Annotated in this window: 31 protein-coding genes and 2 riboswitches; of the genes, 23 read left to right on the forward strand and 8 right to left on the reverse strand. The window is 40.1% G+C overall.

From position 1 onward, the window contains the following. Nucleotides 1-4: 4 nt before the first annotated feature. Nucleotides 5-826: a phosphate ABC transporter ATP-binding protein PstB gene (gene pstB, locus ACIQ0C_RS02050; RefSeq protein WP_048682195.1), complete on the forward strand. Its 822-nt coding sequence runs from the start codon at nucleotides 5-7 to the stop codon at nucleotides 824-826. 19 nt (nucleotides 827-845) lie between these two features. After that, complete coding sequence (gene phoU, locus ACIQ0C_RS02055; RefSeq protein WP_402835043.1) at nucleotides 846-1499, forward strand: phosphate signaling complex protein PhoU; 654 nt, start codon at nucleotides 846-848, stop codon at nucleotides 1497-1499. Nucleotides 1500-1566: 67 nt separating this feature from the next. On the opposite strand, the gene ACIQ0C_RS02060 is transcribed toward phoU, so the two are convergent. Further along, the gene (locus tag ACIQ0C_RS02060) at nucleotides 1567-2019 is read right to left on the reverse strand and encodes a hypothetical protein (RefSeq protein WP_403056433.1); all 453 of its coding nucleotides are present in this window, start codon (nucleotides 2017-2019) and stop codon (nucleotides 1567-1569) included. 2 nt (nucleotides 2020-2021) lie between these two features. Further along, nucleotides 2022-2402 (reverse strand): hypothetical protein, encoded by a 381-nt coding sequence (locus tag ACIQ0C_RS02065; RefSeq protein WP_403056436.1) that lies wholly within the window; start codon nucleotides 2400-2402, stop codon nucleotides 2022-2024. Between the two features lie 427 nt (nucleotides 2403-2829). Between ACIQ0C_RS02065 and ACIQ0C_RS02070 the strand changes: the two genes are divergently transcribed. The 5 genes from ACIQ0C_RS02070 to ACIQ0C_RS02090 all read left to right on the forward strand — a co-directional run bounded on the left by ACIQ0C_RS02070 (nucleotide 2830) and on the right by ACIQ0C_RS02090 (nucleotide 6426). After that, on the forward strand, nucleotides 2830-3438 hold the full coding sequence (locus ACIQ0C_RS02070; protein ID WP_402835040.1) for a hypothetical protein: 609 nt from the start codon (nucleotides 2830-2832) through the stop codon (nucleotides 3436-3438). A gap of 117 nt (nucleotides 3439-3555) precedes the next feature. Next, nucleotides 3556-3705, forward strand: a complete 150-nt coding sequence (gene rpmG / locus ACIQ0C_RS02075) for a 50S ribosomal protein L33 (RefSeq protein ID WP_028391797.1) — start codon at nucleotides 3556-3558, stop codon at nucleotides 3703-3705. A gap of 179 nt (nucleotides 3706-3884) precedes the next feature. Then, entirely contained in the window at nucleotides 3885-4457 is a 573-nt protein-coding gene (locus ACIQ0C_RS02080; protein WP_403056439.1) for a 5-formyltetrahydrofolate cyclo-ligase, read from the forward strand. 76 nt (nucleotides 4458-4533) lie between these two features. Next, nucleotides 4534-4722, forward strand: a complete 189-nt coding sequence (locus ACIQ0C_RS02085; protein ID WP_403056442.1) for a hypothetical protein — start codon at nucleotides 4534-4536, stop codon at nucleotides 4720-4722. A gap of 165 nt (nucleotides 4723-4887) precedes the next feature. Beyond that, complete coding sequence (locus tag ACIQ0C_RS02090; RefSeq protein ID WP_403056445.1) at nucleotides 4888-6426, forward strand: rhomboid family intramembrane serine protease; 1539 nt, start codon at nucleotides 4888-4890, stop codon at nucleotides 6424-6426. Here ACIQ0C_RS02090 and ACIQ0C_RS02095 read toward each other — a convergent pair. Further along, complete coding sequence (locus ACIQ0C_RS02095; RefSeq protein ID WP_403056448.1) at nucleotides 6421-7278, reverse strand: hypothetical protein; 858 nt, start codon at nucleotides 7276-7278, stop codon at nucleotides 6421-6423. The two genes, ACIQ0C_RS02090 and ACIQ0C_RS02095, sit on opposite strands and share 6 nt — an antisense overlap. A gap of 214 nt (nucleotides 7279-7492) precedes the next feature. Between ACIQ0C_RS02095 and ACIQ0C_RS02100 the strand changes: the two genes are divergently transcribed. The 5 genes from ACIQ0C_RS02100 (at nucleotide 7493) to ACIQ0C_RS02120 (ending at nucleotide 13383) form a co-directional block, all read left to right on the forward strand. Then, entirely contained in the window at nucleotides 7493-7702 is a 210-nt protein-coding gene (locus ACIQ0C_RS02100; RefSeq protein ID WP_402835036.1) for a YqgQ family protein, read from the forward strand. A 14-nt stretch (nucleotides 7703-7716) separates the two neighbouring features. Then, nucleotides 7717-8688 carry an ROK family glucokinase gene (locus ACIQ0C_RS02105; protein WP_403056451.1) on the forward strand — a complete coding sequence of 324 codons (972 nt, stop codon included), beginning with the start codon at nucleotides 7717-7719 and terminating at the stop codon, nucleotides 8686-8688. Nucleotides 8689-8869: 181 nt separating this feature from the next. Next, nucleotides 8870-10723: an LTA synthase family protein gene (locus tag ACIQ0C_RS02110; RefSeq protein WP_403056454.1), complete on the forward strand. Its 1854-nt coding sequence runs from the start codon at nucleotides 8870-8872 to the stop codon at nucleotides 10721-10723. Between the two features lie 144 nt (nucleotides 10724-10867). Then, nucleotides 10868-12034 (forward strand): M14 family metallopeptidase, encoded by a 1167-nt coding sequence (locus tag ACIQ0C_RS02115; RefSeq protein WP_403056457.1) that lies wholly within the window; start codon nucleotides 10868-10870, stop codon nucleotides 12032-12034. 173 nt (nucleotides 12035-12207) lie between these two features. Then, nucleotides 12208-13383: a YqgU-like beta propeller domain-containing protein gene (locus ACIQ0C_RS02120; RefSeq protein WP_403056460.1), complete on the forward strand. Its 1176-nt coding sequence runs from the start codon at nucleotides 12208-12210 to the stop codon at nucleotides 13381-13383. Nucleotides 13384-13424: 41 nt separating this feature from the next. Here ACIQ0C_RS02120 and ACIQ0C_RS02125 read toward each other — a convergent pair whose 3' ends face one another. Continuing rightward, nucleotides 13425-13598 carry a DUF2759 domain-containing protein gene (locus ACIQ0C_RS02125; protein WP_034308396.1) on the reverse strand — a complete coding sequence of 58 codons (174 nt, stop codon included), beginning with the start codon at nucleotides 13596-13598 and terminating at the stop codon, nucleotides 13425-13427. Between the two features lie 234 nt (nucleotides 13599-13832). Between ACIQ0C_RS02125 and ACIQ0C_RS02130 the strand changes: the two genes are divergently transcribed. After that, entirely contained in the window at nucleotides 13833-14459 is a 627-nt protein-coding gene (locus ACIQ0C_RS02130; RefSeq protein ID WP_402835031.1) for an MBL fold metallo-hydrolase, read from the forward strand. Nucleotides 14460-14781: 322 nt separating this feature from the next. Further along, a complete protein-coding gene (locus ACIQ0C_RS02135) occupies nucleotides 14782-15882 on the forward strand; it encodes a class I SAM-dependent methyltransferase (protein WP_403056463.1) in 1101 nt (366 codons plus the stop codon). A 52-nt stretch (nucleotides 15883-15934) separates the two neighbouring features. Here the strand turns inward: ACIQ0C_RS02135 and ACIQ0C_RS02140 are convergent, their stop codons facing one another. Both ACIQ0C_RS02140 and ACIQ0C_RS02145 read right to left on the reverse strand, forming a co-directional pair. Continuing rightward, nucleotides 15935-16177 carry a DUF2626 domain-containing protein gene (locus tag ACIQ0C_RS02140; protein WP_057911743.1) on the reverse strand — a complete coding sequence of 81 codons (243 nt, stop codon included), beginning with the start codon at nucleotides 16175-16177 and terminating at the stop codon, nucleotides 15935-15937. An 85-nt stretch (nucleotides 16178-16262) separates the two neighbouring features. After that, on the reverse strand, nucleotides 16263-16964 hold the full coding sequence (locus ACIQ0C_RS02145; protein ID WP_403056466.1) for a helix-turn-helix transcriptional regulator: 702 nt from the start codon (nucleotides 16962-16964) through the stop codon (nucleotides 16263-16265). Nucleotides 16965-17267: 303 nt separating this feature from the next. Between ACIQ0C_RS02145 and ACIQ0C_RS02150 the strand changes: the two genes are divergently transcribed. From ACIQ0C_RS02150 to ACIQ0C_RS02190, 9 genes are all read left to right on the forward strand, one after another. Beyond that, nucleotides 17268-17501 (forward strand): ArsC/Spx/MgsR family protein, encoded by a 234-nt coding sequence (locus ACIQ0C_RS02150; RefSeq protein ID WP_403056469.1) that lies wholly within the window; start codon nucleotides 17268-17270, stop codon nucleotides 17499-17501. A 96-nt stretch (nucleotides 17502-17597) separates the two neighbouring features. After that, complete coding sequence (comGA, locus tag ACIQ0C_RS02155) at nucleotides 17598-18683, forward strand: competence type IV pilus ATPase ComGA (protein WP_403056472.1); 1086 nt, start codon at nucleotides 17598-17600, stop codon at nucleotides 18681-18683. Beyond that, nucleotides 18667-19701: a competence type IV pilus assembly protein ComGB gene (gene comGB, locus ACIQ0C_RS02160; protein WP_403056475.1), complete on the forward strand. Its 1035-nt coding sequence runs from the start codon at nucleotides 18667-18669 to the stop codon at nucleotides 19699-19701. The genes comGA and comGB overlap by 17 nt, the downstream gene beginning before the upstream one ends. A gap of 37 nt (nucleotides 19702-19738) precedes the next feature. Then, a complete protein-coding gene (comGC, locus tag ACIQ0C_RS02165; RefSeq protein WP_403056478.1) occupies nucleotides 19739-20089 on the forward strand; it encodes a competence type IV pilus major pilin ComGC in 351 nt (116 codons plus the stop codon). A 7-nt stretch (nucleotides 20090-20096) separates the two neighbouring features. Then, entirely contained in the window at nucleotides 20097-20540 is a 444-nt protein-coding gene (gene comGD, locus ACIQ0C_RS02170; protein ID WP_403056481.1) for a competence type IV pilus minor pilin ComGD, read from the forward strand. Further along, nucleotides 20527-20865: a hypothetical protein gene (locus ACIQ0C_RS02175; protein WP_403056484.1), complete on the forward strand. Its 339-nt coding sequence runs from the start codon at nucleotides 20527-20529 to the stop codon at nucleotides 20863-20865. The genes comGD and ACIQ0C_RS02175 overlap by 14 nt, the downstream gene beginning before the upstream one ends. Then, entirely contained in the window at nucleotides 20813-21295 is a 483-nt protein-coding gene (comGF, locus tag ACIQ0C_RS02180; protein WP_403056487.1) for a competence type IV pilus minor pilin ComGF, read from the forward strand. The genes ACIQ0C_RS02175 and comGF overlap by 53 nt, the downstream gene beginning before the upstream one ends. Then, nucleotides 21288-21674, forward strand: a complete 387-nt coding sequence (gene comGG, locus ACIQ0C_RS02185) for a competence type IV pilus minor pilin ComGG (protein WP_402835021.1) — start codon at nucleotides 21288-21290, stop codon at nucleotides 21672-21674. The genes comGF and comGG overlap by 8 nt, the downstream gene beginning before the upstream one ends. A 116-nt stretch (nucleotides 21675-21790) precedes the next feature. Further along, the gene (locus ACIQ0C_RS02190) at nucleotides 21791-21976 is read left to right on the forward strand and encodes a YqzE family protein (protein WP_403056490.1); all 186 of its coding nucleotides are present in this window, start codon (nucleotides 21791-21793) and stop codon (nucleotides 21974-21976) included. A 44-nt stretch (nucleotides 21977-22020) separates the two neighbouring features. Here ACIQ0C_RS02190 and ACIQ0C_RS02195 read toward each other — a convergent pair whose 3' ends face one another. Together ACIQ0C_RS02195 and ACIQ0C_RS02200 are read right to left on the reverse strand one after the other, a co-directional pair. Then, nucleotides 22021-22818, reverse strand: coding sequence for a YqhG family protein (locus ACIQ0C_RS02195; RefSeq protein ID WP_402835020.1), 798 nt, complete (start codon nucleotides 22816-22818; stop codon nucleotides 22021-22023). Continuing rightward, nucleotides 22796-24484 carry a DEAD/DEAH box helicase gene (locus ACIQ0C_RS02200; RefSeq protein ID WP_403056493.1) on the reverse strand — a complete coding sequence of 563 codons (1689 nt, stop codon included), beginning with the start codon at nucleotides 24482-24484 and terminating at the stop codon, nucleotides 22796-22798. Before ACIQ0C_RS02200 ends, ACIQ0C_RS02195 begins: the two co-directional genes overlap by 23 nt. A 375-nt stretch (nucleotides 24485-24859) precedes the next feature. Next, nucleotides 24860-24947, forward strand: a riboswitch (glycine riboswitch). A gap of 3 nt (nucleotides 24948-24950) precedes the next feature. Further along, nucleotides 24951-25034, forward strand: a riboswitch (glycine riboswitch). Nucleotides 25035-25130: the final 96 nt, after the last annotated feature.

A 25130-nucleotide genomic window follows, 5' to 3' on the forward strand; every position in this document is an offset into this window, starting at 1 on the left:
GGATATGACCTTAACGAGAGAAAAAGAGTCACCGGCTATCGAGATCGATAATGTCGGATCAGCTGCCTTGACGGAAAAGGTGTATGAAACATCCAATCTCAATTTATGGTATGGTGAAAACCATGCTTTGAAAAATATTAATCTGGATATGCACCAAAATGAAGTGACGGCCATCATAGGGCCTTCAGGATGTGGGAAATCCACCTACATTAAAACATTGAACCGAATGATAGAACTAGTCCCGGATGTGAAAACGACCGGTCAGATTAAATATAGGAACAGGAATATCCTTGATCAGTCCTATAAGGTGGAAGATTTAAGGACACAGGTGGGGATGGTCTTCCAAAAGCCTAATCCTTTTCCTAAATCAATTTATGAAAATGTTGTATACGGACCAAAGATCCATGGAATTAAAAATAAAAAAATTCTTGATGAGATAGTTGAAAAGAGTTTAAAAGGGGCAGCCATTTGGGATGAAGTGAAAGACCGTCTGCATGAAAATGCATATGGACTTTCAGGTGGACAGCAACAGCGCCTTTGTATTGCCAGATGTTTGGCAATCGAACCAGATGTCATTCTAATGGATGAACCTACTTCTGCCCTTGATCCGATATCCACTTTGAAAATAGAAGAATTGGTCCAGGAACTGAAAAAGGATTTCAGCATCATCATCGTTACCCATAACATGCAGCAGGCGGCACGTATCTCTGATAGAACAGCCTTCTTCTTAAATGGGGAAGTCATCGAATATTCTGATACAAATACCATCTTCTCTAATCCGAATGATAAAAGAACAGAAGATTACATTACCGGACGCTTCGGTTAAGAGAAAAGGAGATGCGATAATGATCGTTCGTGAAAATTTCGAGCTTCAATTGAAAGAGCTACAAGGGAAAATCGTGAAGTTGGCTAATTTAGCTTCAGGTGCCATATCAAAATCATATGCCGCACTGGAAAGCAATAATGTAGATGAGGCTCTTGAAGTCATTGATGATGATACAATAGCTGATTTACTGGAAGAGGAAATAAACGACTTTGCGATTTTACTGATTGCTAAGCAACAGCCGGTTGCGATTGATTTAAGGCGTATCATTGCTGCCATAAAAATCGCCTCGGATATTGAAAGGATGGCGGACTTTGGTGTGAATATCGCCAAATCAGCGATCCGAATCGGTGACCAGCCATTTATTCTGCCTTTAACACCATTAAAGCAGATGCATGATATTACATTAAAGATGATTCAACTTTCAATAGAAGCATTTGAGAAGGAAGATGTTGTTCTTTCAAGGGAAATCATTGAAATGGATGATGAGGTCGATCGCTTTTATGGAGAAATGATTCGAAGTCTCCTTCGCCTTTCAGATGAAAAAAACCTTCAGCAGGTTACACAGCTTTCCCTAATTGCTCGATATTTGGAAAGGACAGCGGACCATACAACGAATATCGCCGAGAATATTTACTTCCTGGTAAGAGGGAGATATATCAGCAGGAATGAATGACCCCATTAATTGAAAAAAAGAGAGGCTTTTTCTCGGACATAGTCCATTTAAAAGTCTCTCTTATTCATTAATGTGTCAAAGTGTTGGCCAATTGTCTATATGTCATATTATTCGTAACAACAAACTCGCCGATTTGTATTTTTTTCGATAAATCACGGTCATTCATGTAAGCTTCAAATTCAGCAGCATCATCGATGATTTTTTCCTTGGAAAGGCAATCGGCAATTTCGGTTGTGGTCATATTCGTTTTCACTTTAATTGTATAGGTGACGATGGAGGGGGCCTTTTTTGAAGCTTCCTTCCCCATTAAATCTTTATCCGAATCCTTTGGTTGGACGGTTTTTTTAGCTTCCTCGGTAGGAAGTGTAACGACGGATCCCTTCTTTACGAGCAATTCCTTAGCTTCCTCAGCAGTAGGAGTGGTGCCTTCGAATATTCCGTTGCCATAATAAAAGCAAGCAAAGATTGTTGTTGTAAAAATGATGCCGGCGGAAAGACCTTGCAGTCTTGCTTTGTTCATTTTCATTCACCCCGCAATCTTTGCTGCTCGATCACTGAAAGGGTTTGTTCCTTCGTTAACGAGGATTGTCTAGCGATCTGGTCCAAAGTAAGACCTTGACTATATAAAGATAGAACCTGGCTTTTTAGAATATCATGAATGGGTTCGATACCATTGGAAGTGACAGTTGATTTATCCTTTACAGGGGGAACAGGGTCGTCCTGGATAACGAATTCCTCTTCAAGAATCTTCACCTTCTTCTTTAATTGGTAGATATCCTGCATATATGTTAGTGTCATCTGTTCTAAATCTTCTTCTAATTTGGCAACTTTATCTTTACCGAAAAAAGAAATGATGAGAGGGATGAGCGCTAATGAAAAAAGAAGGATGATAAGTGTTTCCATGTTTTCACCTCAGAAGATAATTTTCGACAATATACTTATATTTTACACATATTTTAAAAAGAATGGAGATTTTCATATTTTTATATTTTCGGAAATGGGCAGTAAACTTCATTTATTGTCTGTTTTCTTTCAAATATTGTCGAAAAGCCTTACGACCGTCGTTGCAGAAAAAAAATTAGGCATTAAAATGGGAAAAAAACCTTTGAGAGATAACATACATAAAATTCGACAAAATGTGTTTATTGTCCATCAGCCAATTCAGTGCTAACATTAAGTTAGAATAAATCGAAAAAACAAAATATTTTGAATAGTTAAAAATCATTGTACCTAATAAGAAAATGGTGTGCAGAATCTAAAGTGGATAGTTTCACTGTCAGCGCCTACCGATAAGTAATATAAAGATAATGAATGGGAAGGGATGATTTATATGAATTCGCTATACGCATATATGCCGCAGGATAACCAGGATTTATTTCGTAAGGGATTAAAGGCTGGATTATGGATGGATGAGAGTTTTGATTGGTATCCTGAGGAAGATATGATGAGTCATCCTAATGGAGAGATCCGAACACTTTCACAAACGTATACCCAAGGGCAGGTGACCTTTTCGAAGTTCACGATCAGGAATACCTCATTCGAGACTAAGCGTCCAAAAGTGTTTTTTCACTATGAAAACGCTTTCGAAAGGCAGGCGGTGGCTTTTTACAGCCCGAATGAACGGGCGATTTTACATGTAGCCCCTCAATCGATTGCCTTATTGGGTGGATTGGTGAAAGGAAAAAGCATCTCTCAATATTGCATCCAAGGTAAGGGAAGCCTATATCAAGAAGGATGCTTCAAATCATTGAAAGAAGGTCTCCTGGCTTATTCACCGCTCGCCAAAGGGGAAGTTACCAGCGTGTTTACACTAGAGACGGAAATCTTACCGAAAGAATGTGTGGAAGCTGTGGCTTGGGTCATTCATGCTGAAACGAAAGAAGAAGCGAAAGTTATAAATAATCAGCTCCTCCTGACGATGCAAAACGTAAACAATTAAGAATTCAAAAAAGTTATGTTGGATTTCCCGAAAAACATACTAGCAATTCGCATTGAATAATGATATTATAGAAAAGTCCTATGTGAAAATGTCAATATGTTTGGAGGGAAATACACAATGCGCGTGAATATTACATTAGCTTGCACTGAATGTGGAGACCGTAACTATATTTCTAAAAAAAATAAACGTAACAATCCAGACCGTCTTGAGCTTAAAAAATACTGCTCAAGAGAAAAACGCAGCACGACTCACCGTGAAACAAAGTAAGCAACAGGATTTTTCCTGTTGTTTTTTTTTATGCATTTTTTTAAGTCCTTCTTTTCTCTCTTTCCTTTAGTGAGTATTTTCAGAATGCACGAATGATTCGGCGATTTTCGACACCTATTTTCGTAAATGAACAAATATTATGAGATAATGATAGAAGTAGACTAAAGGAGTCGGAAGAGATGAGAGAAAACAAGAATAAGCTCCGTCAGGAAGTTAGGTCCCGTTTAATGGGGCTGACTAAAGTGGAACATGAAGAACTATCTAACAGAATCGCTGAAAACTTATTTACATTGGAGGAATGGAAAAATGCTGAAACCATTGGCATCACCATCTCCATTCCGCCTGAAGTTCCAACGGTACGGATCATCGAACAAGCATGGAGCGAAGGGAAAGAAGTGGCTGTACCAAAATGTGATCCCAAAAATAAGACAATGGAATTCAAAAAAATTTCGTCCTTCAATCAGCTGGAGTCTGTTTATTACGGGTTGCTGGAACCAGTGGCTGAAACAGCCAAGGCCTCCAAAGAGGAATTGAACGCATTGATCGTACCCGGCCTTGCTTTTACCAAGGAAGGGTATCGCCTGGGCTTTGGAGGGGGTTATTATGACCGTTTCCTATCTTATTACCGAGGTGATACATTGGCCCTTGCATACGAGCTTCAATTAATGGATGAACTACCGATAGAGGTACATGATATAGCGGTGGGCAAGCTCATTACCCCATCAAGGATTATACGCACGTACGCCCATTAAGAAGAAGTTTATTAATTATCACTTTTAGCTCATAAAAATCCTCTCCTGTATCACACTACTGATAGGAGGGATTGTTATGCTTCGATTAATCATTCAAATCTTCTTGGTTGGTTTAGTTGTTTATGCAGGTTACCAAAACCGGTACCGCCTGATAAATATTGCGCTGTCCAACGGCATACTGAGAAGATTTCTAGTGACTAAATCCTTGGATATGCCAATGTTCAGGGATAAAATGATGCAAAGCATGTTCACTCAGACCAAATGAGGATGCCGGCATCTTAAAAAGGGAACCTGACCAGGGTTCCCTTTTTTTATTTATTAGGAGCGGAAAAACAGTCTCCTTTTTACTTTTTACATGATTTCGTCTATAGTTTTAATTAAAGAACAGGAATTTTAGAAGCTTAAGTTTCATTGGAAAGTGGGGAAGGCATTGGGATTTAAAGAGGATTATTTTTTTTGGGAAACCATAAGGGAGTTGTCTGCCCATTATGATTATCGAATGATCACTGTCACGGAAAACCATCAGGAGATTTGGCTTGAGAGCGATAAGAATAAGGAGTTTCCAGTCATAAGACTCATCCGGCATGATTTGGATTGGGCTAATTGGCTGAAACGCGATATTGACCGAACATTGCAGAATGGGGAAAGAATCAGAAGGAAATTATACAAAAAGCCCATAAACATATTAAGTATCTATGTTAGTAAATTCGCCCCGGTGGATGATCATGACTTTAGTTCACGGGTGGCCTCCTTTAAAAAAACAAGTGTCAACACGTTCCTTCTAACTTGTGAGAACTTTCAGGATTCGTTTCAAAACCTTGAACATGTTTTGAAAAAACCACTTTCAATTCGAGTTCTTGAAGAAAATGAAATAGATGAGGAAAAGGTTCTTGCAGTAAAGAAGGACGCTATCTCGGAGTCAGTCAAAAAGGCTAAGGCAGAACAGAAGGTATTTCAAAATGCCAATAAGCCATTCTTTACATATATATTCATGGCGGTACAAATAGCTGTGTTCATCTTGATGGAGTTTAATGGGGGCAGCACCAATTCAAAGACTTTGATTGAGTTTGGCGCTAAATTTTCCCCTTATATCATACAAGGGGAATGGTGGCGGTTCTTTACACCGATGGTCGTCCATATTGGGTTCATTCATTTACTGATGAATACATTTTCGTTGTATTTGATCGGTGCTGAAGTTGAAAGGATTTACGGGAATGCCAGGTTCCTTTTCATCTATATATTCGCTGGTTTCGCTGGAACTCTAGGCAGCTTCATCATGACCCCGAATCTTTCCGCCGGAGCGAGCGGAGCCATTTTTGGCTGTTTTGGGGCACTTCTGTACTTTGGTATCGTCTATCCGAAATTATTCATGCGCTCGATGGGCTCATCGGTTATCGTATTGATCATCATTAACTTAATATATGGTTTCAGCGTTTCGGGAATTGACAATGCAGGGCATATCGGAGGTTTGATCGGAGGGTTCTTGGCCGCTGGAGTGGTCCATCTGCCAAAATCCAGGAATATCTTTCGGCAGCTGGCTTTTCTGATCGGGACGGTAATACTGACCTATTTGCTGCTGCAATTTGGTTTCAATCATCAGGAAAGTGCAGCTTTGGATGATAATACCATGGCAATGCTGGCTCAAAAGTATATTGATGATGATGAAGAGAATAAGGCGGAAGAGATGCTATTCAAATATGTGGAGTCAAATCCTGATGCACCGCTGTCGCTTTTTATGCTAGGAAATTTATCTTTTGATAAAAAGGACATATACAAAGCTAGGGATTATTATGAAAAAGCGATTGAAAGTAATCCGGATTTGCATGAAGCCCGTTACAATCTTGCCTTGGTCTACATGAATCTCGAATCATTCGATCAAGCTAAAGAGCAAGCTGATAAGGCTATAGAGCTTGCCCCGGATAATAAGTCATACACTAAACTACTGGAAGAAATTGAAAAGCAACTATAACTTTTGACGCAGCATGATTGGGGTACCGTCTTTCAGGGTAAACAAGACAAGTATTTCACTTTGATTCTTCGCCATAAGCAATAGGGGGATGGTGCTACCTTGTGGACTCACAGTGGATCCATCCTCCTTTTTTATTCCCAACACATAATTTTTGTAAAGTCCTTCCCATAGTTTTCCCACAATTTCTTCCCGTTTGAATTGGGGGAAGGCGCCGAGCCATTGATTCTTCTTAGAAGGCAGATCTGTTAAAGAGATGATTTTGTACTGATCAAGATTAACCTGAAAGGCTTGCCCGGCTTTCTCCAAACCATTTCGAACCGTTTGATCTGTCAAGCCGTCCAGCGTTTTTTTCCACTGAATCTGTTCTTCTGAAAGTGGGCGGTGAAAAAATTGAAAAACCGGTGTCGTTACTGTATAGAGTTTATCTTTACTGAGCTGCTGGGCACTGGTGAAAATTGTGTCACTTGGATGAACCTCGGCATAATGAAACGTTACAGCTTCATAACGCCCACTCTCGGATTCTTTAGTCTTTGCTTTCTGAGAGAGTTCTTGTTTATTTTGGCGCCAATTTTTTAAGGCTCCTGCCAATTTTCCATTTTTGTATAAAAGCGATACGTCTTGACGTAAGTAAGCAGGCTGGTCCAACTTAGAATCCACCCTCCAAGTGATGGTATAGGTGGAATCCCCGGTACCCTTTGGTGTCAGATGGGTGGAAGCATGTTCAAAATGGAGTGAGGAATCGATGGGAAAAAAAATGATGGTTTCCTCTGTCTGTTTATGATTTGATAAATAAAGGATGACAAAAATGGTGGTTAAAACCAATAAGACGGTATACTTCAATTGTACTTTCATTTTTCCCCTCCGTTTTCACGCGTGATGAATGGTTTAATAACATTAAGCGGTTAAATCAAATCGAAAGAGTCCAAATTCTTGATATTTCATCATATGAATACAGTTGGACATGTATGAGGGGGATGGGGGAAATTATCAAAAGAGGAAATGGGCGCTTGTTACAAAGGTGCTGATTCGATATACTTTCCTAAAGAAAAGAGTAAAGAGGTTTACTATGAAAACATATTATGATCTTCAACAATACTTGAAAAGATTTGGCACATTTATCTATATTGGCGATCGCTTAGCCGAGCTTGAACTGATGGAGGCCGAAATAAGGGAAATCCACCGTATGCAGATGATGGATACGAAAGATTATCAAACGGCAATTCTTTTAATCAGGCAGCAATTGTCTCTTGAAAGGGAAAAACAGAAAAAAAATTGATAAAAAAGGTGAGAATGATGGAAAAGTGGCTGATGGGTGTGGATTTAGGCGGTACAACTACCAAACTGGCTTTAATCAATTTATACGGAGAGATAATTCATAAATGGGAAATCAGCACGGACATCTCCGAAAAGGGAAAATACATTACGATTAACATAGCTAAAGCAATTGATGCGAAGCTCGTGGAACTTAATGAACCGAAGAGTAAGATAGTAGGGATAGGAATGGGTGCTCCCGGCCCTGTGAAATTTGTTAACGGTTCCATATATGAAGCGGTCAATATTGGCTGGAAGGACTATCCTTTAAAAGATTTATTGGAGGTGGAGACATCTCTTCCAGCTGTGATCGATAATGATGCCAACATGGCGGCTTTGGGAGAAATGTGGAAAGGTGCAGGTAATGGTGCCAAAGACCTCGTTTGTATAACTCTGGGAACGGGTGTAGGCGGCGGGATCATCCATAATGGGCAAATCGTCCATGGTACCAGTGGGGCTGCTGGAGAAATAGGGCATATAACGGTCGTAACGGATGGAGGGGCACCATGCAATTGCGGCAAGACTGGTTGTTTGGAAACGGTTGCTTCGGCCACTGGAATCGTCCGTATGGCTTTAGAAGCCTTGAATGCCGCCGTTGAAAAGTCAATGCTTCAGCAAAAAGTCGACGAGGGAAATGCGGTAACTTCCAAACTGTTATTCCAATGCGCTGCAGCAGGTGATCCTTTGTCCAAAGCTGTGGTGGATAAGGTGGGCAATTACTTGGGGCTGGCACTATCGCATGTTGGGAATGTCATGAATCCAGATAAAATCGTCATTGGCGGGGGCGTCTCACAGGCGGGAGACATTTTGCTTGATCCTGTCCGTTCTGCCTTCGGAAAGTATGCATTCAAACGGGTTAGTAAGTCAACGAAAATCAGCTTGGCCACACTAGGCAATGATGCAGGGGTAATAGGTGCAGCATGGCTCATTAAAAGTCAACTGAATACGTGACCCCATGCTGCCCGTGGCAATCAGGGTTATAAGAAAAAAGGTGGATTCTTCAAAAAAAGTTCCCTCCTTTAGAGGGGTGGGGGAACCCGTTCCTGCTTTTGCATAAGGGGGAGAACCATGACCCATTATTAGGCGCCCTGGATTGTAGCTCCAGCGCTTCTTCGATGAGGAGGGACCAGGATTGAAAAGGGTCTTCAAAAAACAGCGATATTCATTGTTTTGGGTCGTATTGGTTTCACTTTGGCTTAAAACATATATCGCTTATAAAACAAGTTTTGAGATAGATATTGATAATTGGATCCAGGAGTTCATACTATTCATCAATCCTGTCAGTTTCCTTTTACTTACACTTGGCGTGAATATATTTTTAAAGGAAAATAGAAGGAAAGCATACTTATTGACCATGAGTTTTTTCATCACCTTCGTCCTCTTCGCCAATCTTGTTTTTTTTCGCTTTTTCAATGACTTTTTAACCATTCCCGTTCTTTTTCAAACGAGCAATATGAACGACCTTGGAAGCAGTGTACATGAATTGATCAATCGGAGTGATCTTTTGTATTTTGCCGATATTCTGTTCTTGATGCTTCTGCTGAAATACAAACCAAAAACATTCCGTGAAAGTCGATATAATCCCCAGGACCGTAAATTCTTTTTGTTAATGGCTTTAGGAGTGACATTTTTTAACTTAGCTTTAGCGGAAGCGGCGCGTCCTGAACTCCTGACAAGAACGTTTGACCGCGAAATCCTCGTTAAGAATATCGGTACTTACCATTATCACCTCTATGATGCAATATTACAGACGAAATCATCAGCTCAACGTGCACTTGCGGATGGCAGTGAATTGTCGGAAATTGAAAATTATGTCCGTGCCAATCAAAAAGAAGTTAATGATGAACTTTATGGTCTGGCAAAAGGCAAAAATGTGATCCTTGTATCATTGGAATCCACTCAAAGCTTTGTCATCAATAAAACTGTCAACGGGGAAGAAATCACTCCTTTTCTGAACCAATTCATTAAAGAGAGCTATTATTTCAATAACTTTTATCACCAAACTGGCCAGGGGAAAACATCCGATTCAGAATTCATTATTGAGAATTCCCTCTACCCTTTAGGTAGAGGTGCAGTATTTTTCACTCATGCCCAAAATGAATACAAAGCCACCCCTGAAATCTTAACGGAAAAAGGTTACTATACGGCTTCCTTGCATGCCAATAATATAAGCTTTTGGAATCGTGACATAATGTACGATTCTCTTGGGTACCAACGGTTTTATGATAGTGATGAATACAATGTGTCTGAAGGGAATTCCATCAATTGGGGTTTGAATGATAAATCGTTCTTCAAGCAATCAATCTCTCACTTGAAGAGGATGCCTGAGCCTTTTTATGCCAAGTTCATAACGTTAACCAATCATTTTCCATTCACTTTGAATGAAGAAGACCGGACATTGGAACCTTACGGTTCGAATTCCAAAACATTGAATCAGTATTTTCCGACTGTACGTTATACCGACGAAGCCTTGGAACGGTTTATCGGCGATTTGAAACGTGATGGATTATATGAGGATTCCATCATTGTACTATATGGAGACCATTATGGGATTTCAGAAAATCACAACTCTGCCATGAGCCAGTTCCTTGGGAAGGAAATTACGCCTTTCGAATCCATCCAGCTTCAGCGTGTCCCGCTCATCATACATGTCCCCGGGCAGAAGGGAAAAACGATTTCCACCGTTTCCGGCCAAATTGATGTAAGGCCGACTCTCCTTCATTTATTGGGGATTGAAAATGATGATTATATAGAATTCGGCAAAGATCTATTTTCCGAAGAGAAATTAGAATTCACCGTTCTTCGTGATAGCAGTTTCATCACGAAGGATTATCTCTATACGATGGATACCTGCTATGATAAAAAGACCGGAGCGGCGACTGCAAAGGATTCATGTGAGAAGTATTTGGAAAAGGCAAAGCAGGAGCTTGATTACTCCGACAAAATCATTTACGGGGATTTGCTCCGATTTTATGAGCAACCTTGAAAAAAGAAACCTGGCGCAATCCTGGTTTTTTTGTTTTTTCAGGAGAATCAGTACCCATAACAATTATAAAACACGTGAGACTTCATGAACATCTTTCTGTTTTTCCCTTCATAAAGATAAAACAATGAAAGGGGCGGAGGCTGAATGAAAGTTGTGAGCAGAAGCGGGGATGATTTGGCATATTACAGTCAATTGTTCCAAATTCCTCGGGTTTTGATTGAGGATGCCAATCCGGCCATAACTGGCGGTGTTTTGCCAAATGGCATGGAAGTACAGATACCTGGTTACATTGTTCAGGAAGAGTCCCGGTTAGATATCGATTTTGCCGAAATCGCTTTACAATATAACCTGCCCATCGATGGGATATTATTATTGAATCAAGATGGACAAAAACCTTTTTCCGTACCCGTCCGGGTGATGAATCCCGTGATTGTCACCGACAAGCCCTACGAATATCAATCTCTTCTTGACGATCTTGATATTTTATCTTGTCATTACCCCTTTATTAAGGTTGAATCGATCGGTAGGAGTGTGTTGGGAAAAGAACTGCTTGAGGTAAGAATCGGTCAAGGGGAAAAGATCATACATTATAACGGTTCATTCCATGCTAATGAATGGATCACTTCGGCGGTTTTGATGAAATGGCTGAATGATTTTCTGCTGGCAGTAACGAATGATCGTACACTTTGCGGAATGGATTGTATGCCGTTCTATCGGGATATGACCATTTCGGTGGTTCCAATGGTGAATCCGGATGGAGTCGACCTTGTCCTAAAGGGGGAGGAGGCGGCAGAGGGGAAGTTTGATGTTTTAAAAATAAATAATGGTAATCCCGCCTTTTATGCTTGGAAAGCCAATATTCGCGGTGTAGACCTGAATAATCAATATCCTGCCAATTGGGAGATTGAAAAGCGTAGAAAGATTCCAAAAGCCCCTGCCCCGAGGGATTTTCCAGGAGAGAACGCGTTATCAGAACCAGAAGCATGGGCCATGAAGGAGCTGGCAATAAGACGGAATTTTGAAAGAGTGCTTGCACTTCACACCCAGGGAAAAGAATTCTATTGGGGATATGAGGGACATGAACCTGAACAGGCAGCGGATGTTGCAAGGGAGTTTGAAAAGCGCAGCGGATATCGGGCCGTAAAATACGTTGACAGCCATGCTGGGTATAAAGATTGGTTCATTCAGGAATTCAAACGCGGGGGATTCACAATCGAACTGGGAAAGGGCATCAATCCGCTTCCGCTATCCCATTTGCCTGGTATATATGAAGATACTGTCAAGATTTTGATGGCAGGCCTATATATGTGATGCATCCCCCATAAGGAATATACTTCCAAAAAAATATAAGATCATTATCCGCCACATTTTCTCTTTTTTACTTTATAATGAAAGAGAGTATGGATTCGATTGGTTAATCCTTACTCTCTTTCTAATGTCTCGCTCACAAATGCCAGGCGTTTTAGTTTTGAAGTGGGAGGTGTGTGGAGATTAAAGTATCCAAAGCAGCACTTTGTATGCGGCTTTCCATTTGTAAGATGTTGTGTTTCGTCCCATTATTTATCTCCACTATCCTTCTTATCTCGGCTTGTGAGCCTTCCAAGGACCTTAGTAAACCCGTAAATGATACGGAAAAAGAACACTCCCAATCTAACCACTTGGAAACTTCAGTAGGCAATTTAAAGGTCCCGACCGCAGAAACGGAAAAAATCGAAGCCATTTTTGGATGGCTGGATTCGGAAACCATTTTATATTCTGTGAAGCGGGATGGTAATGAATTATCCCAGTTGATGGCATGGAATTTGGAAACGAATGATACTTCCGTTTTCTATCAGCCGGCTTTTGCGTTTTCTGAAGTATCGATCAGTCCGTCTGGTACGCATATTTTGTTGTCGTCCTTCACATCTTCGGATAAAGCATCAATCACAATACTCGATAAAACGGGGAATCCACTGTATTCCGTGGCGATTCCAGCCTATGAATTAGCTTATGAGTGGAATTCATTTAAAGATGGCCGGTTGTTTGTATCGAGTTTTTATGAAGATTGGACATACAGCAGTTATGTGTTGAATCCAGATGAACAAACTATGGAAACTCTGGACTTTCCACAGCCCTTTGCTCAATGGGCAAGTGAAAATGAATTGATGTTTCTGGATTGGGACAAAGAAGAACCTGCTTTGACCGCTCCCCTTGAAAGAAAAGCGCTTAATGAGGATGGGGCAGACAGCATTATGCTCGATGTCATTCACTTTAAAAAAATGAAACAAGAGCTGATGACTATTCAAGTGGAGACAGAAAAACAAGATCGGGGTACATATGCATTTTATGATCCAACAAACAAGCCGATCCACTCTTTTTCCGTTCCACTATTGAAAAGCTTTTCAGATTGGGTCATTCCATCCTATGATTTCATTGAAAAAAACAAGGAATTCATAACGTTTATTCCTAATGAATCAAAAGATGCGGACCAATATGAAGGAAGGTTTACCTTAACTAAATTAAATTGGGAAAAAGGCACACAAGAAGAATTGATGAAGGACATGGAAAATGAACCATTAAGCTGTTCGCTTGATGGCAACTTCTGCTTATATGGATATCAATTTGAGAAAATCATTGATATGAAAACCCATCAAATACAAAGATTGTTCAAACAAACATGATGACCTAAAACAAAAGCTCGCCGGATGGCGAGCTTTTTTCTTCAATGGGCAACAGGAAAGCCGCTGTTGATGACAGTCATGACAGTGAACCAGCCAAACACGACTGCACTGCCGGCTGCAAAAATGAATCCTAAGAAGTTTCTCTTTTTTAATGAGGTAAACACAGCTGCTACTCCTAATATAGCCACAAGACCGAAAACAACCATTAATATCATGTCAAAACCCCCTTTTTTTCATAATGAATACCTAATCCCTAATAATATACCCAGAGAATAAAGCAACTACCAAAAATATGTAGAAAAGATTGCATTTGTTAATATCTTAATATTTTTTCAATTATTTGTCGAGGTTTAATAGGTGACACTTCTATGACTTGAGTAAACTAGATTAACATTAGCAGCTTAATTAGTGTAAGATAAAGATAGAAAATCATATTGGAGTTGATGGAAATGAAATGGACACAAATTCCTCTAGGACCGCTGCAAACGAATTGTTATGTAGTTTCCAATGGACAGGATTGCATCATTTTCGATCCGGGTGAAGAGCCACAGAAAATCATTCAGTACATACAAACAAAAAATTTAAAGCCTTTAGCGATTTTATTGACACATGCACATTTTGACCATATCGGTGCTCTGGATGCTATTCGGGAGCATTATGGGATCCCTGCATATATTCATGAAAAAGAGGCCAAGTGGCTACTTGATCCCGCATTGAATGGTTCCCAAAACTGGTTCCCGGAAAATCCAATGCGCATGAAGCCTGCCGATCACATCTTGGCAAATGAGCAAGAACTTACTATTGGAGGATTCACTTTCGAAGTATTCGAAACCCCCGGACATTCACCAGGGAGTGTTTCGTATTATGTGAAGGACGAACGTCTCCTCTTTTCTGGGGACGTCCTGTTCCAAGGAAGCGTTGGCAGGACCGATTTAATAGGCGGAAGCGAGTCAGTGCTCTTAAATAGCATTGAAACGAAGCTGTTGACACTTTCTGATGATTCTATCGTTTTTCCTGGCCATGGACCTGTAACGACCATTCTAGATGAAAAGAATACTAATCCCTTTTTGAGATAATCACTTTTACAGGTGCCATATGGCACCTGTTTTTTAAGTTCTTAATAATGTAAAAATATTGAAATGGGTCAATTCCAGAACTATACTGAATATAAAAAATCGGGGTCTTCCCTAGTGTGCATGACTTTTTTGAATCTGCTCTGGAAGTAGGTGCATATTTTAATTCAGTTGTAATGATGCACTCTTATGACTGCGAGATAAAAAAATGAACACTTTGCAAACTTTAAATTTGTTTTCGGGTATGACTGTCGATAAAACTTATTTATGTGTTTTATTAAGAAATCAATATGATGGAAGATCCATGGAGACGGAGGCTATTGTGTTGAAAAATCACTTGAAGGAATTGATTTCAGGAAGCCCGCAAAAAAGGATTTCCTATAATGACTATATGGATGCTGTTTTATATACGCCAAATATAGGCTACTATGCACGCGCAAAAGAGAAGATTGGCTCAAGAGGGGATTTTTATACGTCTGGCAATGTTGGGGATGCATTTGGGAGATCACTGGGGAGATGGTTCGTATATTTGATAAAAAGATGTGGAGTATCACCAAGAATCATCGAGGTCGGCGCTGGGGACGGTAAGCTGGCGTATGACATCCTCGTTTTCATAAAAGAAACGGAACCGCAGTTATGGGACTCTTTGACTTATATCCTTGTTGATGGCAGTCCATTTCATAGAAAGATTCAGCAAGAACGTTTAGGGATGTTCAAACAGGCAGTTTCTGCTGCCAGTATAGAAAAATGGACGAATGTAAATGGAATCGTCTTTTCAAATGAACTTTTCGACGCGTTGCCTGTATTTGTCATTGAAAAATATAAGGGATCTTTGGTAGAGGTATTCGTCACTGAAAAGGAAGGCGAGTTGGTAGAAGAGAGAGTACCTTTGGGCAACCCTGACATCCTATCTTACCTTACTGAACGAAAAATCACCTTAAATGAGAATCAACGATACGAAGTTCCGCTAAACATGGTCCGTGAATATGAGAAGATCGTTTCCTGTATCGAATCGGGTATTCTCCTTACAATTGATTATGGCTATACCGAAAGGGAATGGAAGGAGCCAGCTCATCTTCAAGGGAGCCTGAGGGGCTATTATCGGCATCAAATGATTAAAGATGCACTTTTGTATCCTGGTGATATGGATTTGACGACACATATCCATTTTGACACAATAATCGAGATTGGAAAAAGAAAGGATCTTACCAATCGAGGGCTTTTTCATCAAAATGAATTCTTGCTTAAAGCAGGGATACTAGAGGAACTGAAGGACCATCAAGGAACTGATCCATTCTCGAAAACGGCAAAGCGTAATCGTGCAATTCGGGGGCTAATCGTTCCAGGGGGATTTAGTGAACATTTCAAAGTGTTGCTTCAATCGAAGAATTTAGGAGAAGATGTAAGGATCTTTCCTGAATGGTGACAAGTAAAAACCCATGAATCAAAATTCATGGGTTATGTAATATTGCTTGTTCTTAATGCGAAGCACCCGGAGTCATCATAAATACGCTCCAGTAGGAAAATCCTGCAAAGAAAACGGTAAGATAGGCGCCGAAAACATAAATATACATGCGCTCAGATAATTTCAAATAACTTAAAAGTACAAAAAAGATCGTTTGTGCAAAGAAAAGCAAAGACGTTTGATGCATATGGCCAAGATAAAAGAAAATGGCCATAATTCCTGTCCAAAATCCACATACTCTGAACATGCGTTCCACCCGAATCCCTCCTTATGTCTAGTCGTGTACATTCTAAATAATTATAAATGAAATTGTAAGGTAATGTAAAGGATGCCTTTTGTTTCTATGTGAGAACCGAAGCCTGGTATGAGCATGCTGTACAATTGGACATCATATTTTCTAATTCCACAATATTGACATTCTCAAACAAGGCTTCGAACATACCTTTTAAAAATGAATTATGCATGGAGCAGATGGTTCCTGGCTCGACTTCAGTAACTTCCTTAAACGGGCAATTGAAGATACGAAAGTATATTTTATTTTCCTCTTCGCTTGCTTGTATTTCGGGAGATAACCCTGCAATGGCAGCCGCATTTTTAAGCATGTTGACTTTTTCCGCAAAAGCAAGTCGAGCAATCGACGCCGAGTTCAGGGCTAGTTGCTGATAGATCAATTCCTCCCCGAATACTTTTCCCGTTTCATAAAGAGCCTGTTTTCCTTGTTCCCCTAATGTCATCATCGTCTGGATGGCAATCCTTGAAAGCAGCTGATAGTTCCTATATGGAAAATGAAGCTGTATGACTTTGTCAGATAATCGATAAAGTCTGCTGGGGCGACCGCCTTTCCCGGTCTTTCGGGCATCCGAGGTCAACATATCGACATCCTCAAGTTTTGACAAATGTAGACGGGCGACATTTGGATGGATGTTGAATGAATCGGCGATTTCCTGTACCGATACATCACCATGGTTGTTCACAATATGTTGATATATATAATATCTGGTGGGATCAGCTAACACGTTTGTTATTTTTAACGTTTGTTCCATTACACCCTCCTGCTATTCCATAGTTTACCTATGTTCATTATAATGCAGGCAGAAAAAAATGGAATAAGAGAAAAGGCAAACACCCTTTAGTTTAAAAAAAGTTCACATTTAAAACGGTCGTATAAAGAAAAAATATATACATTAGTTATATAAATGTTGTGCAAAAATTATACAGACTATAAAATGTATACAAAATGTGAACGGAGAGTGATAGTATGGCACAGTTAACTTTCTTTTCGTATCGATGAGCGACATTTATTCAGGAAGACTCCAACTGTAGCAGAGTTAAAAAGAATTCTTGAATTGACATTGGAAGGACTTGATGAAGTCTTGGCGACAAGAAGTGAAGCTTACAAAGACTTACAAGTTAATATTGACGAAATGATGCTTTCTGATGTCATCCAATTATTAACAAAAGAACCGAAGTTATTAAGAAGACCCATTCTAATAGACGGGGAAAAACTGATCATTGGCCATAATGTAGACGCATTAAGAAATTTGGTTTCCAAAAGGCTTGATTTGAAAATGAGCATGTAAGATGATTCTCGAAATTTTTTTCGGGAAATTTTTTTATTTTAAAGCAGGAATTTGTCGTGGGTTGTCGAATCAATACAACAAGAAACATAGGAGGTGATGAATGAATTGATATCGATTGAAAAGACCGCAGAAAAAATACTAACCCGTGCCATACAGGAATCGGCATCGGATATCCACATTTTTTTTCGCGGAGAGGGACCTCTCATCCAATTCAGGATAGACAATAAGCTTGTTCCCCAGGAAACATTATCATTCTTTGAAGCTGAAAGGCTGATCTCTCATTTGAAGTTCCTTGCCTCGATGGATATTGGGGAGAAAAGGAGGCCACAGAGTGGTGCCATCACCATCAATTTGGCTAACCAGGTGGTCGGGCTCCGCCTTTCCACTCTACCCACTGCCCATCTCGAAAGTTTGGTCATCCGCTTAATACCCCAACAGAATATCCTTCCTCTAGAAAAGTTATCCTTATTTCCAAACACCGTTCAAAAATTGATTGCTCTCCTGAAGCATTCCCATGGCATGCTCATATTTACCGGCCCGACCGGCAGTGGGAAAACCACGACACTATATTCCTTGCTTCACCATGCCCATGAGATGATCAATCGAAATATCATTACACTTGAAGATCCCATTGAAAATGTATCCGAAAAAGTATTGCAAGTCCAAATCAATGAAAAGGCGGGCATTACGTATTCTGTCGGTCTAAAAGCAGTTCTGAGGCATGACCCAGACGTGATCATGGTTGGGGAAGTCAGGGATGCAGAAACTGCCAAAATCGCAGTGCGTGCCGCATTAACCGGTCATTTGATACTGACAACCATGCATACAAGGGACGCCCAGGGCGCCATCTCCAGGTTACTGGAATTTGGTGTCAGCCTGATTGAGGTTGAACAGAGTTTGATTGGCGTGACAGCACAGCGGCTGGTTGAATTGCGATGTCTTCCGTGTAAAGGGGACAGTGCTTTAGCTTGCAAAATGATTGCCAGGAATAAAAGGGCAAGTGTATATGAATTGCTATATGGAAAAAGCCTGGCTGAAGTTCTCCGGATAATGGGAGATGAAAAAGGGAAGGCAACGGTCAGCTACCGCCAATTAAAGGATGAAATCGGAAAAGCGGTTGCGATGGGCTATGTGGATTCAGAGGAATATGAACGGCTGGTATACCATGAAACCAAAAAGTAAATGGAAGGTAAAAGAGCAGGCGGTCTTTATTTCGAAGTTAGGTGAATTATTGAATCATGGCTATCCTTTGGCGGAAGCTTTACATTTTCTTGAGTTTCAGGAATCAAAGAAGAAAGCGGAAGACTTCACACAAGCTAAAGACGATTTAAGGAACGGTTACCCGTTGCACATAGTGCTGACCCATCTTAATTTTCATCCGCAGCTTGTAAGTTATATATTTTATGGAGAACAATATGGCGACCTGGAACGGGCGTTGAAAGAAGGAGGGCGATATTGGAAGAAAAGAACCGAGGATATGGATAAAGTAAAAAAGTTAATGGTATATCCCGTATTCTTGGTCTTTTTTGTAAGCATCGTTTTTTATATTCTTCAGACTGTTCTCCTTCCCAAATTCCAGACAATCTATTTCACGATGGATGTCGATCAGCATACACTCTTGAGATTAATGTCAGCCTCCACATTCATTCTTCCGGCACTCCCCTTCTTAATACTCGGTTTGCTCCTATTCTTGTATGTATTCAAACGATTTTGGTTCAATCGATTGTGCCCATTAAGGCAGCGAAGGATTTTGATGGGAATTCCGATATTCGGGACCTTCATCAAATTATACGAAACTTATTTTTTTGCTTGCCAATTCAGTGGCTTACTTTCCGGAGGGCTATCGATTAACGATAGCATCAAATTATTCTCGATAAATCAACAGCAGCCTTTTTACCAAAAACTTTGCAATATCATCAAGGATGATCTGATCGAGGGCAGATCACTTGAAATGATTTTTCGGGAGCTCCCATATTTTGATGGGAATTTACCGGTGGTCGCTGCTAATGGTCAAAAATACGGCAGACTTGATGCGGAGCTACTTCATTACAGTCGATTTATACTGGAGAAAATAGAAGAAAGAATGAATGTAATCTTGAAAATCATTCAGCCTCTAATGTTTTCACTGATAGGTCTTTTGATCGTGTCCATTTATTTGGCGGTTTTGCTGCCGATGTTCTCACTGCTCGAAGGTATATAGGATTTTATTTTTGTATTCCGGAGGTGAAAATGCCCGAATGTCATCTGGTATGCAGATGCTTCAGGAGCATGATGATATGTTAAAGAAATTGATGAATGAACGTGGTTTTACACTAATTGAGATGCTTATTGTTTTACTGGTGATATCCATCCTTTTGATTATAACAATCCCCAATATCACGAAGAACCAATCCACAATCCAGTCTAAAGGATGTGAAGCTTTCGTGAAGATGGCCCAAGCACAGGTGCAGGCTTATGAGATCGACAATGCTAAACTGCCCGTAAGTATCGGTGAATTGGAAAGTCAAGGCTATCTCAAACAGACATCCTGCCCTAATGGGGATGAAATTAGTTTGGATAGTAAAGGAAAGATAACGGTCGTTGAGTAGGAGTGAAGTGAATATACGTCATTCCGAAGGTGGGTATACACTATCTGAAACCCTTATTGTCCTCGCTATTTTTGTACTCCTGATTTCGATCGGTCCTAATCTATATCCTAGCTTCACTAAAGGAATGGAAAATAGACTATTTCTTTCACAATTCCATGAAGATCTTTTCTATGCTCAACAGTATGCCATCAGTCATGAGACCTTGATCTACCTCCATATTGATAATACCAAAAAGGTTTATACCGTTTCGTCTTATAAGGAGGGGATTGTTTTAGAGAGAAGCATACCAGGGGGTATACAGTTTTTAAGTGGCACTTTGGGGTTCAGCTTTCATTTTAATCAATATGGAAATGTTTCCAAAGCCGGAACGATTATGATTGACACCTCAAAGGGAAAGTACAAGTTGGTCCTCAATATCGGTAAAGGGAGGTTCCGGATTGAGAAATTGTAAAGGTTATGTCTACCTTGAGCTGATGGCCGCATTTTCCGTTTGTATATTACTGGTCCTTGCCATTTTACCAATACTTGAAGAGTTATTGACGCATCGGAAAGATATTGCCGTAAGGACAGAAGCCCACCATTTATTATATGAAAGATTGACGGCGTTCATGGATGGGGAGATTGATGCAGTTGGTCAGGAAATCATTTATAAAAAAAGAAGCTATGAATTGGTTTGGAAGGACCAAGGGGATTTCCCGGGAATGATTGAAGGGTGTGTACGCTATGAAGATGGAACGGGTAAATTGGAATCCGTTTGTGATGCTGCGAAAAAATGATGGCTTTACGATGATCGAACTGCTTTTTTCTTTAATGATTTTAATGACGACGACCCTCTTTGTTTTGCAGCTCTTTTCAATCATTCACACCCATGTGGGGGCCGCCGTTGATAAATTGCATCCTAAAGAGTGGGAGGTCTTTACCATGCAAATGAAGCAGGATGTCCGGAGTTCCAAAGCTCAGGATGTTATGGGAAATAAATTATATTTGCTTTCAGGTGAACAAATATCATCGCTAGAACAATATGAAGATAAGGTCAGAAGACGAGTGAATGGTATGGGGCATGAGGTCATTTTGCATAATATTTCGGAATTCCGGGTCGAGAAGGATGGCAGTGTCATTGTTATAAATATAACGGATAAAGCAGGGACTACTTTCAGTCGAAGATTTCATCCTTTCTTTAGGAATGTATCGAAAGTCGATGAATAATCAAAAAGGAGTCGTTTTCCCGATGGTCATGATTGTAGCGAGTGTTTTCATCATGTTCACGATACTAATGATCGATCAGTTCATCATTGATAAAAGGTTTTATAAAGAAGTGGAAGAATCCCTTGTGGCCGACCACCTTGTCCATCTAGCCATCAAGGATGTGACGGCAGAGTGGGGCGAAGAGATCCCAAAAGTCATCCAGGGGGAAATATCATATCCAAATGGTGTTGTGCGATATTCCTTAATGAAGCATGAAGGTCCTTACGTCTATATCGAGTTTTCTTCCAAAACTAAAAATGATCGTGAGGGCAAGGTCATCATTCAATACGATACAGAAGCGGGGGAAGTGAAAGAATGGTTGGAAAAGCAAGCTGTTTAATACCAAAATCAAGACTCGTTTATAACGGAATGTGACAGGTTCAAGTGTTCAGGGAACAAGTGAAGGAATAAAAAAAGCGTAAATCGGACATACTTTGCGTAGGGTGATGATTATATATGTCTACAAACGCTTATATTAAATATCTTACGCAACAGCTTGTCGAGTATCTCAATCTGACGAAAAAAGAACGAAAAGAAAAGCGCCGTCACAGAAAAGAGGACAAAAACCATGGTATGTCTCATTGGTTTGGCATAGTCCCTTTCGCTTTGTCGATGTTCATAAGGAAAACGATCAAAAAGTAAAACAGATGTCCTGAACTTAGGACATCTGTTTTTTTCGTTCTTACTTATCCCAACGCCCTATCTGAAAGGTAAAATAATCCTCCGTTGATGATGGATATTCTGATGTTGGGTTCATATTGTGCTTTTAGTGCTTCTTTTTCGGTATAATAGCTCTCACTTTTTTCGTCCATATCCTTGTAAAAATGCTCCAATAAATTCAAGTCATTCTGCCAGCGCAGCATTGCTTCCTCCGCCCAGGAATGGTCATCATCCTCGAAACTGGTTCTGATGTATGTATCCAGTCTTGCCAATCCACTCTTGGGCATGATCAGAGGTGAAAGTGTAAAGGAGTAATCCGGTATTTTTGGGGTGACGTTAATCGGTAAAACCCGATGGTGGAACCCTTCCAATATTTCACCCGAGATTAAATTCAATCCGATCGACATGAAAGTATCTTTTTTACGGTCACATTGATAGGATATTTTCACATTCAGGGTCAGCCAAGGAAACAAAGGGTTATTTCTGCCTTTTGATGGAGGAGTATCCTCAAAAAGTCTAGTATACCCTGCCAGCTTTTTGGTTGATTGAATAATCTGGTGAAGGCGAGGGGAGCCAAAATGAATCATTTCTCCCTTTAAATCGGATGGAGCTTGTTCTGGATCGGTAATGAAAGTTATCTGTGCCGGGTTCGGAACGCCACCTGTTTTTTCTAGATAATGCCAATAAAAGGGTCTGTTCATTAATTCTTTATCCATTTCAATCGTCAATTGCACTGTAAGGTGGGTTTGTGCATTATCCAGTATTTCACAATCATTGGCTTTAAAGAAAGTTATTAAAAAATCATGAATTTCCCGTTGCTGCATGAACCTCACCTTCCTTCATTGATTGAGCGAATTGGATCAACGATGAAAAGTTATCCATCTTGATTTTCATTTCGCCCTCTGTTTTGGACTCGCCGACCACATCAATTAAATATTCTTCAATGTTGTTAATATCCAGTTTGGTTAGAATATCATCCAATTCACCGATTACTTTTTCAAATAAATTTATTTTTTCGTATAGTAACTTCAGTATATGTTCTTCAACTGTATTTTTTGTGGCAAAGTTATAGATCATCACATCTTCTTCCTGACCAAGGCGGTGAATCCGTCCAATTCGCTGTTCGAGCCTCATTGGGTTCCATGGCAGGTCAAAATTAATCAAGTGATGGCAAAACTGAAGGTTTATCCCTTCCCCGCCAGCTTCTGTTGCGATTAATACCTGTATATTCTTTTGGAATAATTCTCGCATCCAGTCTTTCTTTCCGCGCTTAAAACCGCCTCGAAAAGGAACGGATGAAATTCCGTTCTGCTGTAGGTACCATTGGAGATATAGTTGAGTCGCCCTATATTCCGTAAAGATAATCACTTTGTCATCAATTTTCTTGATCAGTTCCAAAGCTTTTTCAGCCTTTGAGTTCTGAACCGTTTCATTCACTTTAGAAAATAAATCATCAAGCTTTGCCAAAAAGTCAGGGGAAGGCTGATCGTATTTGTCTCTCATATTTTTTAATGTATAAAAGACCGCCTCTCTGCTGCTGCATGCTTCCCTTTGGAGAGTGAGAGCCGAAAAGGCGCTTCCTTTTGATCCATCCGAAATTGGCTTGAATTTGGAAACAGCATCGTATAATGCTTGTTCCGTTGGAGAAAATTCAATGGTGATGGTTTCCACATGCCGTTTTGTCCATTCAATGCCAGTATCGGCCCGCCGGTTTCGAATCATGACAGTGTTGACCAATTCCTTTAGGTGTTCATCTTCAATTGTGTTCCGGCCTTTACCTTTATACTTTTCCGAAAAGAGTGAGGCATTTCCCAAGTGGCCCGGTTTCAATAATGAAACGAGGTGGAAAATCTCCTCGACTTTATTTTGAATTGGTGTGGCTGTCAGGAGTAAACAAAATTTCTTTTTCAGATTTTGGACGAATTCATAGTTCTTCGTCTTATTATTTTTAAGTTTATGAGCTTCATCAATAATGATGAAGTCATATTCCTGAGTGAAGATGATATCTCGATGTGGAGCGCGTTTCGCCGTATCAATGGATGAAATGACCACATCACAGGAGTCCCAGACATAACTTTTTCTCTGAACGACTGCCGGAATATGAAACTTGGTATTCAATTCAAATGCCCATTGTGAGACAAGGGAAGCCGGAACGAGGATCAATACTTTTTTTACAAGGCCCCTAATCATATACTCTTTTAGGATCAAGCCTGCTTCAATTGTTTTCCCTAGCCCTACCTCATCAGCCAAAATGGCTTTTCCATTCATCTTTTCCACCACTTGCTTCGCCGCTTCCAATTGATGGGGAAGCGGGGTTAACTGCGGAAGGTGCTTGGGCGCCTGTAAACCTTCAAAATCAGGGATGATAAGATTTTCCTCCATTTGAACCGCCAACTTATAAAGCTCCCAATTTCCCCATGGACCGTCATTTTCCATCTTTTGCAGAAACTCGTCATTCCATTCAGAATTGAAGGATATATTGATTTTCATAGAAATAACTCCCTCTTAAATCATAATTTCCTTAATATAAGGTCAAAACCCGAACATTTCATATGTGAAGTAAGAAAAATATTTCTCTTCAAAAGATATTGCAGAGATAAGTTTCTTAGGGTAGGATATAAGTATATTTAGAAAATTCCAATTTCCAAACGCTATAAAGAATGTTTGTACATTGATTGTGCAGTTCGCGTTTTCTTAGTATGGGCTATAGGCTCCTAATTTATCCAAGATTACTGAAGGAGATCAGCAAACGGTTTCTGAATTTTTAGGAGAATTGGCAGAGAATGCATTCCATTTATGCTCAAAGGTTTAACTGATGCTTGGGGCTTATTCGCTTCCTTTCATTGGTAGACCATTTATATGCGGGTGAAGATAAGGGGAGAGACTACGGATGTAGCGCCGAAGGAGCAAACTTAGCAGTGAATCTCTCAGGCAAAAGAACTCTTATTGGACGCAACTCTGGAGAGCGCCGCCCGTTTTGGGACGGCCACCAAAGGGGAAAACCTATTACATAGGTAAACTTTCAGGTTTCAGGACAGAGAAAAAGCTCAAACGGGCTTTCTCTGTCCTTTTTTGTGCTTTTTTTACATCATGAATCAGGTTATATCTGATGCGTAATGACTAGAAGCTTTTGATA

Origin of the sequence: Peribacillus sp. NPDC096448, from assembly GCF_044762675.1 — a bacterium.
GTDB classification, from domain to species: Bacteria; Bacillota; Bacilli; order Bacillales; family DSM-1321; genus Peribacillus; species Peribacillus frigoritolerans_B.

Bases quoted from the DNA above. Each gene is read 5' to 3' on its own strand.
- pstB (WP_048682195.1), top strand. From the start codon at position 5: ATGACCTTAACGAGAGAAAAAGAGTCACCGGCTATCGAGATCGATAAT.
- ACIQ0C_RS02070 (WP_402835040.1), top strand. From the start codon at position 2,830: ATGAATTCGCTATACGCATATATGCCGCAGGATAACCAGGATTTATTT.
- ACIQ0C_RS02085 (WP_403056442.1), top strand. From the start codon at position 4,534: ATGCTTCGATTAATCATTCAAATCTTCTTGGTTGGTTTAGTTGTTTAT.
- ACIQ0C_RS02200 (WP_403056493.1), bottom strand. From the start codon at position 24,484: ATGAAAATCAATATATCCTTCAATTCTGAATGGAATGACGAGTTTCTG.
- comGA (WP_403056472.1), top strand. From the start codon at position 17,598: ATGAATGAATTGATATCGATTGAAAAGACCGCAGAAAAAATACTAACC.
- ACIQ0C_RS02145 (WP_403056466.1), bottom strand. From the start codon at position 16,964: ATGGAACAAACGTTAAAAATAACAAACGTGTTAGCTGATCCCACCAGA.
- comGB (WP_403056475.1), top strand. From the start codon at position 18,667: ATGAAACCAAAAAGTAAATGGAAGGTAAAAGAGCAGGCGGTCTTTATT.
- comGC (WP_403056478.1), top strand. From the start codon at position 19,739: ATGTCATCTGGTATGCAGATGCTTCAGGAGCATGATGATATGTTAAAG.
- rpmG (WP_028391797.1), top strand. From the start codon at position 3,556: ATGCGCGTGAATATTACATTAGCTTGCACTGAATGTGGAGACCGTAAC.
- ACIQ0C_RS02065 (WP_403056436.1), bottom strand. From the start codon at position 2,402: ATGGAAACACTTATCATCCTTCTTTTTTCATTAGCGCTCATCCCTCTC.
- ACIQ0C_RS02080 (WP_403056439.1), top strand. From the start codon at position 3,885: ATGAGAGAAAACAAGAATAAGCTCCGTCAGGAAGTTAGGTCCCGTTTA.
- ACIQ0C_RS02125 (WP_034308396.1), bottom strand. From the start codon at position 13,598: ATGATATTAATGGTTGTTTTCGGTCTTGTGGCTATATTAGGAGTAGCA.
- ACIQ0C_RS02060 (WP_403056433.1), bottom strand. From the start codon at position 2,019: ATGAACAAAGCAAGACTGCAAGGTCTTTCCGCCGGCATCATTTTTACA.
- ACIQ0C_RS02190 (WP_403056490.1), top strand. From the start codon at position 21,791: ATGTCTACAAACGCTTATATTAAATATCTTACGCAACAGCTTGTCGAG.
- ACIQ0C_RS02115 (WP_403056457.1), top strand. From the start codon at position 10,868: ATGAAAGTTGTGAGCAGAAGCGGGGATGATTTGGCATATTACAGTCAA.
- ACIQ0C_RS02100 (WP_402835036.1), top strand. From the start codon at position 7,493: ATGAAAACATATTATGATCTTCAACAATACTTGAAAAGATTTGGCACA.
- ACIQ0C_RS02195 (WP_402835020.1), bottom strand. From the start codon at position 22,818: ATGCAGCAACGGGAAATTCATGATTTTTTAATAACTTTCTTTAAAGCC.
- comGG (WP_402835021.1), top strand. From the start codon at position 21,288: ATGAATAATCAAAAAGGAGTCGTTTTCCCGATGGTCATGATTGTAGCG.
- phoU (WP_402835043.1), top strand. From the start codon at position 846: ATGATCGTTCGTGAAAATTTCGAGCTTCAATTGAAAGAGCTACAAGGG.
- comGF (WP_403056487.1), top strand. From the start codon at position 20,813: ATGAAGATGGAACGGGTAAATTGGAATCCGTTTGTGATGCTGCGAAAA.
- ACIQ0C_RS02130 (WP_402835031.1), top strand. From the start codon at position 13,833: ATGAAATGGACACAAATTCCTCTAGGACCGCTGCAAACGAATTGTTAT.
- ACIQ0C_RS02095 (WP_403056448.1), bottom strand. From the start codon at position 7,278: ATGAAAGTACAATTGAAGTATACCGTCTTATTGGTTTTAACCACCATT.
- ACIQ0C_RS02105 (WP_403056451.1), top strand. From the start codon at position 7,717: ATGATGGAAAAGTGGCTGATGGGTGTGGATTTAGGCGGTACAACTACC.